Raw genomic sequence first — 9,427 nt, 5'->3', positions numbered from 1 at the left:
GACCTCACGCGGCGGTCGCCCCGCCGTCCACCGGCAGGACCGCTCCGTGGATGTAGCTCGCCTCCTCGGACGCCAGGAACGCCACGGCTGCCGCCACCTCGTGGGGATCACCGATCCGGCGCGACGGGATGGTGGCGGCGATGCTGTCGAGCCCGGCGCCGTCGTCGGTTCCCTCCGTCCGGATCATCCCGGGGCTGACGGCGTTCACGCGGACGCCGGAGGGGCCGAACTCCGCCGCCCACGCCTTGGTGAGCAGCAGGAGGGCCGCCTTGCTGGAGCCGTACAGGCCCGCCGCGGTCGAACCGCGGTGCGCTGCCCCGGTGAGGACGTTGACCACCGCTCCCCCGCCGCGCTCGACCATCTGCGGGACGAGTTCCTGGACCAGGAAGAAGGGCGCCTTGAGGTTGACGCCGTAGAGGTCGTCGATGTCGGACTCGGCGCGGCTGGTCGTCGGTCCGAACGTGAAGATGCCCGCGTTGTTGACGAGGATGTCCACCCGCCCGGTGACGTCGCGCGCCCGCTCGGCCAGCGACCGCGCGCCGGCACGCGAAGTCAAGTCGGCGGCGATGAACGCAGCGGTGCTTCCGGCGGCCCGCACCGCCTCGACGGCGTCCAGCCCGCGGCTGTGGTCCCGTCCCGAGACGATGACGTGCGCGCCGCGGCGGGCGAGGGCGGATGCGGTGGCACGCCCGATGCCGCTCGTCGAACCCGTCACGAGGGCGGTGCGCCCGTCCAATCGCGAAGTCATGTTCAGCTCCTGCTCGATGAAAATTGCGAGCGGCCGGGTGATCGTCCCGGGCCGTCGGACCCGAGCGTGCGCTGTGGCCGTCGTGGAACCCCAGCCGGTTTGCCGATCTGTCAAACTCCGGCCATGGGTTTCGATCCCCGACCGGCGCTGGAGTCGGTGGCGGCGCGCCTTCGCGCGCTGCGGCGCAGAAGCGGTACCAGGCTCGTCGACCTGGCCTCGACGACCGGCATCGCGGTCAGCACGCTGTCCAGGATCGAGTCGGGGCACCGGCTTCCCAGCCTCGCGCAGACCCTCGTGCTGGCCGCCGCCCACCGGGTCACCCTCGACGAGCTCGTCGGCGCTCCCCTGACCGGCAACCCCCGGATCCACCTGCGCCCGGTCGTCCGCGACGGCAAGACGCTGATACCGCTCACCCGCCGTCCCGGCGGCCTCCAGGCCTACAAGATGGTCCTTCCCGGCAACCCGGACGGCGCAGCGGGCGAACAGAACAGCCACGTGGGCTACGAGTGGCTGTACGTCCTCAACGGACGGCTGCGCCTGCTCCTCGCCGACGAGGAACTCGTCCTCAGCCCGGGAGAAGCGGCCGAGTTCGACACCCAGGTCCCGCACTGGTTCGGTGCCGCCGACGGGGCGCCGGTGGAGGTGCTCGCGCTGCTCGGGCTGCAAGGCGAACGTGCGCACACCCGTGCTCGTTCGCGCGGTGAGACCTGAGACTCCGGATCCGAGCGGCGGGTCTCAGCGGTCGCCGGTCTCGTGGCACACGTCCTGGACCGCGGCGCGCAGCCACTGGTGGGCCGGGTCGGCGTGCAGGCGGGTGTGCCAGAGCAGGGAGACCGTCACCTGCGGCGGCGGGAACGGGAGGGTGAAGGTGTGCAGGCCCTCGCGCAGCGCGGCGGTGTGGCGGTCCGGGACGGTCGCGACCAGGTCCGACCCCGAGGCCAGCGCCACGGCCGCGGCGAACCCGTCGACCACGGTCACCACGTCGCGGCGCGCTCCAGCCGGGTGCAACGCCTCGTCGACCAGGCCTTCGGTGAGGCCGCGGCGGGAGACGTTGACGTGCCGCGCGGCGGCGTAGCGGTCGGTGGTGACAGGGCCGCCGGCCAGCGGGTGTTCGGGGCGCACGACGCCGACGAAGGTGTCGGAGAACAGGGGTGTCGCCAGGACGTCCGGTGGCAGCGGGTCTTCGACCACCGCCGTGTCCAGGTCGACGGTGTCGCGCAGCGGCGCGGTGTCCTTGCTGGTCTTGCGCAGGAACCGCAGCCGCACGCCGGGGGCCGCCGCGCCGACCCTGGCGACCAGGCGGGGACCGAACGCCTCCACGAAGCCGTCGCTGCCGCGGAGGGTGAAGGTGCGCGACAGGGTGGTGAGGTCGAGGCGGTGGGCCGGGCTCAGGACGTCCTCGGCCTCCCGGACCAGGACGCGGACGCGGTCGCGCAGTTCCAGGGCACGCGGAGTCGGGACCAGGCCGCGGCCCGCCTTGACGAGCAGGGGGTCGCCGGTGGCGCGGCGCAGCCGGGCCAGGGCTCGGCTCATCGCCGACGGGCTCAGCGCCAGGCGACGGCCGGCGCGGGTCACGCTGCCCTCTTCGAGCAGGACGTCGAGGGTGACGAGCAGGTTCAGGTCGGGGCGGGCCACCGGGGCGACGATACCTGGCGTCCGGTGCACAGGTGCGTTGCGATCTGTGCGCCTTCCGCCAGGGGTGTGGCGGACTTACGTTCCGGGCATGAGATCACCCGCTGCCGCGCTCACCGCCCTCTCGCTGTCCATGTTGTTGCCGTCGCTGGGCATCAGCATCGCCACCGTCGCCCTGCCGACCCTGTCCTCCGCGTTCGGCGCGTCCTTCCCGGCCGTGCAGTGGGTGGTGATCGCCTACCTGCTGACCACCACCGCGCTGGTGGTGGTGATGGGCCGGTTGGGTGACCTGTTCGGGCGGCGCCGGCTGCTGGTGGGTGGCGCCGCCGTGTTCACCGCCGCGACGCTGCTGTGCGGCCTGGCGCCGAGCCTGCCGCTGCTGGTGGCCGGCCGGGCGCTGCAGGGGGTGGGCGCGGCCTGCATGATGGCGCTGACCGTGGCGTTCGTCGGCGAGACGGTGCCGAAGGACCGCACCGGCAGCGCGATGGGGCTGTTGGGGACGATGTCGGCGATCGGCACGGCGACCGGTCCGGCGTTGGGCGGGCTGCTGATCGCGGTGTCGGGGTGGCGGGCGATCTTCCTGGCCGTGGTGCCGCTCGGGGTGGTCGCGGTGGTGCTGGCGCACCGGGTGCTGCCCGCGCCGCCGCCGCGCCCGGCCTCCGGGCGCACAGGCGCGGCACTGCGGGAAGTGTTGCGGGACAAGGGTTTGGCGACAGGCCTGAGCACGAGCGCGCTGGTCTCGGCGGTCATGATGACCACCCTGGTCGTCGGTCCGTTCCACCTGTCCGGGGTGTTGGGCCTGACGCCGGTGCTGGTGGGCGCGGTGATGTCGGCGGGACCGGCCGTGTCGGCGTTGACCGGGGTCCCGGCCGGCCGGGCCACGGACCGCTTCGGCACCCGCGCGATGGTCGTCGCGGGGCTGACCGGGATCGCCGGCGGGGCGCTGGTGCTGGCATTCCTGCCGCCCGCGGCGGGCGTCGCGGGGTACGTGCTGCCGCTGGTCGTGATCACCGCGTCGTACGCGGTCTTCCAGGCGGCCAACAACACCGGCGTGATGAAGGACGTCCCGGCCCGCGACCGCGGTCTCGTGTCGGGCATGCTGACCTTGTCGCGCAACCTCGGCCTGATGAGCGGCGCCTCGCTGATGGGCGCGATCTTCACCCGGGCCGCCGGCACCGGCGACGTCACGGCGGCCGCGGCCGAGCAGGTGGCGCGGGGCACGCGGTGGACGTTCGTCGTGGCAGCGGGCCTGGTCGCGGTCGGGTTGGCCGCGGTCCTGCGGTCGCGGTCCAGGGTGCCGGTGGCGTGAGCCGCAGTCCGGGCACGACAACAGGCCCACGGCGGCCCGGTGTGCGGAGTCAGCACACCGGGGCGAGGTCGTCCTGGTACCGCCCGGATCGCTCAGGCGTCCCGGGGCACCCGCGTCGCGGTGACCTTCGAGCGGGGCAGCCGGCCGGCGCGCGAACACCCCTCGAAGGTGTCGCCGTCGACGGTGACGTCGAAGTCGAGGTTGAGCCGGATCGGCTTGCGCACCCGCTGCCGCCAGGTGACCCGCGCACCGGCGGCGGTGAGGTCGAGCAGCTCCACCTCGTCGCCGGCGCCCGTGGCCGTGCCGGTGAGCGCCTGCCCGTCGCCGCTGAAGACGTACCGGGCGTGCAACGTGCCTATCGGGGTGGCGATGGCGACGTCCCAGTCGCCCACGATCTCGCTCACGCGCGCCACACCGTCCCCCGCCGCTCGTACTCGAAGAGCTTCTCCACGCCCAGCGCCACGTCCGGCCCGAAGTCCCGGTCGAGCAGGTGCAGCGCGAGGTCGAGACCTGAGGTGACGCCACCGCAGGACAGGAAGTCGCCGTCGTCGACCACGCGGGCCTCGACCGCCCTGGTGCCGGTCGCCTCCAGCAACGGCATGCCGAGGACGTGCGTGACCGCGTTCCTGTCCTCGAGCAAGCCCGCCATGGCCAGTGCGAGCGAGCCGCCGCAGACCGCCGCCACGGTGATCTCCGGGTTGTCCAGGGCCTTGCGGAGCAACGGCATCGCGTCGCTCTGCGCGAAGCCGGACAGGACCTGCGGGATGTCGTCGACCGGGCCGGAGGCGCCGGGAACGAGGAGGTAGCCGGGGCGGGACGGGTCGAGCGCGGCGGTGGCGGTCAGCGAGAGCCCCGGCGTGCCGGACACGACCGGGCCCGGCCCGCCGAGGGCGACCAGCTCGGGCTCGATGCGCTCGCTGGCCGCCAGCACTTCGAAGGGCGCTATGACGTCCAGGGGGTCGAACCCCTCGAAGAGCACGAATTGTGCGATCGGTGCCATGGTCACATCGTCATCCGCGCGCCCGTTGCGCAACACTGGCCTGCGTGCCACCTTCCGCCTGTATCCGGCCACACGTGGTCGCCGTGCTCGCCCTGCCCGACACGATCGCGTTCGACCTCGCCACGCCGGTCGAAGTGTTCGGTCGCGCGCTGCTGCCCGACGGAAGCCCCGCCTACGAGGTGGTCGTGTGCGGATCGTCGCCCACGGTCCAGGCCGGTCCCATCCGGGTGACGACCGACGCGGGGCTCGACGCTCTCGCCTGCGCCGGCACCGTGGTCGTTCCCGGCCGGAACACCGCGGACGCCCCGGTGCCGCCCGCCGTGCTCACCGCTCTGCGGACGGCCGCCGGCCGGGGCACCCGGATCGCCTCCATCTGCGTGGGAGCCTTCGTGCTGGCCGAGGCGGGAATGCTGGACGGGCTCGCCGCCACGACGCACTGGCGCGCGGCCGACGCGCTCGCCCGCCGGTACCCGTCGATCCGCGTGGACCCGTCCGTGCTCTACATCGACAACGGCCAGGTCGTCACCTCGGCCGGCGCGGCCGCCGGGCTGGACCTGTGCCTGCACCTGGTCGAGCGCGACCACGGTGTCGCGGTCGCCGCGGCGGCCGCCCGGCTGGCCGTGGCGTCGGTCCACCGCGACGGCGGCCAGGCGCAGTTCATCCGGCAGGAGCGGCCGGCGGGGTCCTCCCCCTCCCTGGCCCCGCTGCTCGACTGGATCGAGCGCCACGCCCACCGGCCGCTCACGCTGGCGGAGATCGCGGCCGAGGCACGGGTCAGCGTGCGCACCCTCAACCGCCGCTTCGCCGACGAGCTGCGCCAGAGCCCGATCGCGTGGCTGACCGGCGTCCGCCTCCGGCACGCCCAGGAACTCCTGGAAGGCACCGACCAGGGCGTCGGGCAGATCGCGCGGGCCACCGGCTTCCCCACGGACAGCAACTTCCGCGCCCAGTTCACCCGGACGGTCGGGGTGGCACCCAGCGCCTATCGCCGCTCGTTCCGCGGACCGGCTCGGCGCACGACCGCGGGATGACGGACCAGCGCGTGGCCGGGCGCGCCGCCGGAAACCCCGCTCAAGCCAGGGATTCGAAGCCCGCCTATCGGTCCCGGCCGCGGAACGTGGCGCGGTAGGCGCTGGGCGAGACGCCCAGTTCGGCCCGCAGGTGCAGGCGCATCGACCCGGCGGTGCCGAACCCGGCGGCGACGGCGATCTCGTCGATGAGCAGGTCGGTGCGCTCCAGGAGGGCGCAGGCGCGCTCCACGCGCTGCCGGACGAGCCACCGGCCCGGCGAGGTGCCGATCTCGTCGCGGAAGCGCCGGGTGAACGTCCGCGTGCTCGTGGCTTCCCTGGCAGCCAGCTCCCGCAGGGTGACGGGCCGGTGCAGGTTCGCCAGCGCCCATTCGCGGGCCCTGCCGGTCGAGGAGGTCCGGGGTTCGGGCATCGGCCGGTGCAGGTACTGGGCCTGCCCGCCCTCTCGGTGTGGCGGGACGACGGTGCCGCGGGCGACCTCGTTCGCGACCGCGGCGCCGTGGTCGGTGCGGACCACGTGCAGGCACAGGTCGATGCCCGCCGCCGCACCGGCCGAGGTGAGGACGCCGTCATCATCGGTGTAGAGGACGTCGAGGTCGAACGTGACGTCGGGGAAGCGTTCCCTGGCTCGTGCGGACGAGCGCCAGTGCGTGCTCACCCGGCGTCCGGCGAGCAGTCCCGCGGCGGCCAGCACGAACGCGCCGGTGCAGATCGACGCGATCCGCGTGCCGGGGCGGATCCGCGCCAGCGCGGCGGCCAGCGGCGGGTCGAGCGGCCCGTCCCAGGGCTGGTGGTCGGCCGCCGATCCCGGAACGACGACGGTCTGCGCCTCGGCCAGTGCCTCGGGTCCATGGGTGACGGCGAGGGTGAAGTCGGCGTCGGTGCGGATCTCGCCGGGCACCGGTGCGCAGGTCACCACCTCGTACAGCGCGGCGCCGGCGGCCGTGCGGGCCTGGCCGAAGATCCGGTGGACGATGCTGAGCTCGAACGGGAGCACCCCGTCGCGGGCGAGAACGGCCACGCGGTGCCGGCCGTCGCCCGCAAAAGCGGTCATGGCTCGATCCTCGCACATGTTGTCCATCAGGCCAGTCGTCGCGGCGGTCACGCCGCTCCAGGATCGGCGTCATGAACGTTTTGTGGATCCTGGCCCACCCGGAACCCCGCTCGTTGAACGGCTTCCTCGCCGCGGAGGGACAACGGGCGCTACGCGGCGACGGCCACGAGGTCGAGGTGTCCGACCTCTACGCGATGGGCTGGAACCCCGTCGTCGACGCGCACGGCTACGCCCACGACCCGGCGGAGCGGTTCCGGGTCGCTGCGGCCGCGAAGCGGGCTTTCGAGAGCGGCGCGCTGGGCACGGACATCCGCGCCGAGCAGGAGAAGATCGACCGGGCGGACACGATCGTCGTCCAGTTCCCGATGTGGTGGTTCGGGATGCCCGCCATCCTCAAGGGCTGGTTCGACAGGGTGTGGCTGCAGGGCTACGCCTATGGTCTGCGCGGCCCTGACGGCGAGTGGGTCGGCTACGGAGACGGGTTCCTCGCCGGAAAGCGCGCACTGGCCGTGGTGACCACGGGCGGACCGGCGTGGCTCTACGGCGGGCGCGGCATCCACGGAGCCGTCGACGAGCTGCTGTTCCCGTTGCAGCACGGCACGTTGTTCTACGCGGGCGCCGAGGTGCTCCCGCCGGTGGTGATCTCCGGAGCCGACCGGTTCACGCCGCGGGAGGGCGAGCAGGCGGCCGTGGTGCTGCGTGAGCGCCTGCTCGCGATCCCGGTCACCGAGCCGATCCCGTACCGGAGGCAGAACGGCGGGGACTACGGCGACGACCTCGTGCTGCGGCCGGAGGTGGCGCCGGGCGCGACCGGGCTGGGCGTGCACCTGGCCTGACGCCCGGCGAGCCGCACCGAGGTCAGGACCAGGCGATCTCGCCGTTCCGGTCGACGAAGCGCCCGGAGCCGGAGCCGGGCCCCTCGGTCGCGAGGCCGACGACCGCGTCCGTGCCCTCGGTGACGGTCTGGGGACCGCTGTGCCCGTTGAGGTCGGTCGCCGTGTAGCCGGGATCGGCGGCGTTGACGCGGATGTCCGGCAGCGCTTTGGCGTACTGGGTGGTCAGCATCGTGAGCGCCGCCTTCGAGGCGGCGTAGAGCGGCGCGATGGCCGACGACTCCGCCCTGGACGGGTCGTGGGTGTGGGCGAGCGAGCCCATCCCGCTGCTGACGTTGACGATGACCGGGTCCGGTGATCGGCGCAGCAGCGGCAGGAACGCGGTGGTCGTCCTGACCACCCCGGCGACGTTGACGTCGAAGACGCCGAGGGCGTCGGCACCGGTGAGGGTGCCGGCCTCACCGCCGGGGCCGGCGACGCCGGCGTTGTTGACCAGGACGTCGATCGAGCCCTCGTGCTCGGCGACGTCGGCGGCCGCGGCGGCGACGGACGCGTCGTCGGTCACGTCGATGCGGACGAACCGCGCGCCGAGCGCGGCGGCTGCCTCCTCGCCCTGCTCGGGGTCGCGGGCCCCGACCAGCACGGTGTGGCCGAGCTCGGCGAGGCGGCGGGCGGTCTCGCGGCCGAGGCCCTTGCCGGCCCCGGTGATGAAGGTGATCGTCATGCGGCCATGGTTCGTCCTCCGCCGAGGCCCGGCCAGGGACGCCTCGACGGTGGGACCGGCAGTACCACCGTCGAGGACACCCTGGCGGCCGGAGATGCCTCAGGATGGGGTCATGACCACGACATCCGGGGCCGGGCTGGGCGCGATGATCCGCACCTGGCGGGACCGGCTGCCCCCGGCGGCCGCGGCACTGCCGGTCGGCAGGGCACGCCGCGCGACCGGGCTGCGCCGCGAGGAGCTGGCCGACCTCGCCGGCGTGTCGGTCGACTACGTCGTCCGCCTGGAGCAGGGACGCGCCACCACGCCGTCGGCGCAGGTCGTGGCCGCACTGGCGCGTGCCCTGCAGCTGTCCTCCGCCGAGCGGGACCACCTGCACCGGCTGGCGGGCCTCGTCCCTCCGGCGGACGGAACGATCTCCGACCACATCCCGCCCGGCGTGCACCGCGTGCTCAGCCGGCTCGGGGACGTCGCGGTCGCCGTGTTCGCGGCGGACTGGCACCTGATCTGGTGGAACCGCAGCTGGGCCGCGCTGCTGGGCGATCCCTCGCCGTCGCCTCCGCGGCTGCGCAACTTCGCCCGCGACAGGTTCCCCCTCGACGCCGGTCCCCCGCGCCTCGCGCGGTGGCCCGTGTCCGAACGGGACACTGACGCCACCGATGCCGTCATCGTGTCCGACCTGCGCCGCGCCACCGGCCGCTTCCCCCGCGACGCGCGCCTGGCAGAGCTGATCGGCGAGCTGAGGGCGGGCAACGCGCGCTTCGCCGAGCTGTGGGCGACCGGCGCGGTGGCCGCTCACCGCGAGGACCACAAGACGATCGAGCACCCCTCGGTGGGGCCGGTCGAGGTGGACTGCGACGTGCTGACCGACGGCGACTCCGAGATCAAGCTCGTGATCATGACCGCCGTGCCCGGCAGCGCGGACGAGACCCGGCTGCGGCTCGCCGGGATCGCGGGCCCGCCGGTCGCCGCGGACCGGTGAGCCCGGCACGTCCGGCGGGGCGATCTTGCCCAGGGGCGCACCTCTCGTGTCCCTGCGTGCACCGGGTACTGGATCTCACGACCCCGGCCGACCAGTATGTCCGCGAGCCGTCGAAACGAG

The 9,427-nt window shown here is 73.9% G+C and carries 11 protein-coding genes; 5 read left to right on the top strand and 6 right to left on the bottom strand.

Translation table 11 applies throughout. The features are described from left to right. Nucleotides 1–4: 4 nt before the first annotated feature. Nucleotides 5–748, bottom strand: coding sequence for an SDR family NAD(P)-dependent oxidoreductase (locus BMW88_RS37675; protein ID WP_089960924.1), 744 nt, complete (start codon nucleotides 746–748; stop codon nucleotides 5–7). Nucleotides 749–871: 123 nt separating this feature from the next. On the opposite strand from BMW88_RS37675, the gene BMW88_RS37670 reads away from it, so the two are divergent. Next, nucleotides 872–1,459: a helix-turn-helix domain-containing protein gene (locus BMW88_RS37670; protein ID WP_089960921.1), complete on the top strand. Its 588-nt coding sequence runs from the start codon at nucleotides 872–874 to the stop codon at nucleotides 1,457–1,459. Nucleotides 1,460–1,483: 24 nt separating this feature from the next. Here the strand turns inward: BMW88_RS37670 and BMW88_RS37665 are convergent, their stop codons facing one another. Further along, the gene (locus BMW88_RS37665) at nucleotides 1,484–2,383 is read right to left on the bottom strand and encodes a LysR family transcriptional regulator (protein ID WP_089960917.1); all 900 of its coding nucleotides are present in this window, start codon (nucleotides 2,381–2,383) and stop codon (nucleotides 1,484–1,486) included. A gap of 88 nt (nucleotides 2,384–2,471) precedes the next feature. Here BMW88_RS37665 and BMW88_RS37660 point away from each other — a divergent pair, with 88 nt between their 5' ends. Next, entirely contained in the window at nucleotides 2,472–3,689 is a 1,218-nt protein-coding gene (locus BMW88_RS37660) for an MFS transporter (RefSeq protein WP_089960914.1), read from the top strand. A gap of 92 nt (nucleotides 3,690–3,781) precedes the next feature. On the opposite strand, the gene BMW88_RS37655 is transcribed toward BMW88_RS37660, so the two are convergent. Then, a complete protein-coding gene (locus BMW88_RS37655) occupies nucleotides 3,782–4,093 on the bottom strand; it encodes a hypothetical protein (protein ID WP_089961141.1) in 312 nt (103 codons plus the stop codon). Beyond that, on the bottom strand, nucleotides 4,090–4,689 hold the full coding sequence (locus tag BMW88_RS37650) for a DJ-1/PfpI family protein (RefSeq protein WP_089961138.1): 600 nt from the start codon (nucleotides 4,687–4,689) through the stop codon (nucleotides 4,090–4,092). Before BMW88_RS37650 ends, BMW88_RS37655 begins: the two co-directional genes overlap by 4 nt. A gap of 74 nt (nucleotides 4,690–4,763) precedes the next feature. On the opposite strand from BMW88_RS37650, the gene BMW88_RS37645 reads away from it, so the two are divergent. Continuing rightward, entirely contained in the window at nucleotides 4,764–5,720 is a 957-nt protein-coding gene (locus tag BMW88_RS37645) for a GlxA family transcriptional regulator (RefSeq protein ID WP_245778331.1), read from the top strand. A 64-nt stretch (nucleotides 5,721–5,784) separates the two neighbouring features. Here BMW88_RS37645 and BMW88_RS37640 read toward each other — a convergent pair whose 3' ends face one another. Beyond that, the gene (locus BMW88_RS37640) at nucleotides 5,785–6,771 is read right to left on the bottom strand and encodes a GlxA family transcriptional regulator (protein WP_425434726.1); all 987 of its coding nucleotides are present in this window, start codon (nucleotides 6,769–6,771) and stop codon (nucleotides 5,785–5,787) included. 71 nt (nucleotides 6,772–6,842) lie between these two features. On the opposite strand from BMW88_RS37640, the gene BMW88_RS37635 reads away from it, so the two are divergent. After that, a complete protein-coding gene (locus BMW88_RS37635) occupies nucleotides 6,843–7,607 on the top strand; it encodes an NAD(P)H-dependent oxidoreductase (protein WP_089960911.1) in 765 nt (254 codons plus the stop codon). A gap of 22 nt (nucleotides 7,608–7,629) precedes the next feature. On the opposite strand, the gene BMW88_RS37630 is transcribed toward BMW88_RS37635, so the two are convergent. After that, nucleotides 7,630–8,328: an SDR family NAD(P)-dependent oxidoreductase gene (locus tag BMW88_RS37630; RefSeq protein ID WP_089960908.1), complete on the bottom strand. Its 699-nt coding sequence runs from the start codon at nucleotides 8,326–8,328 to the stop codon at nucleotides 7,630–7,632. 112 nt (nucleotides 8,329–8,440) lie between these two features. On the opposite strand from BMW88_RS37630, the gene BMW88_RS37625 reads away from it, so the two are divergent. Next, on the top strand, nucleotides 8,441–9,307 hold the full coding sequence (locus BMW88_RS37625; RefSeq protein ID WP_089960904.1) for a helix-turn-helix transcriptional regulator: 867 nt from the start codon (nucleotides 8,441–8,443) through the stop codon (nucleotides 9,305–9,307). The last annotated feature ends 120 nt before the right edge of the window (nucleotides 9,308–9,427 follow it).

It is taken from the genome of Lentzea xinjiangensis, assembly GCF_900110955.1.
GTDB classification, from domain to species: Bacteria; Actinomycetota; Actinomycetes; order Mycobacteriales; family Pseudonocardiaceae; genus Lentzea; species Lentzea xinjiangensis.
This window is presented reverse-complemented; position numbering and strand designations above follow the sequence as displayed.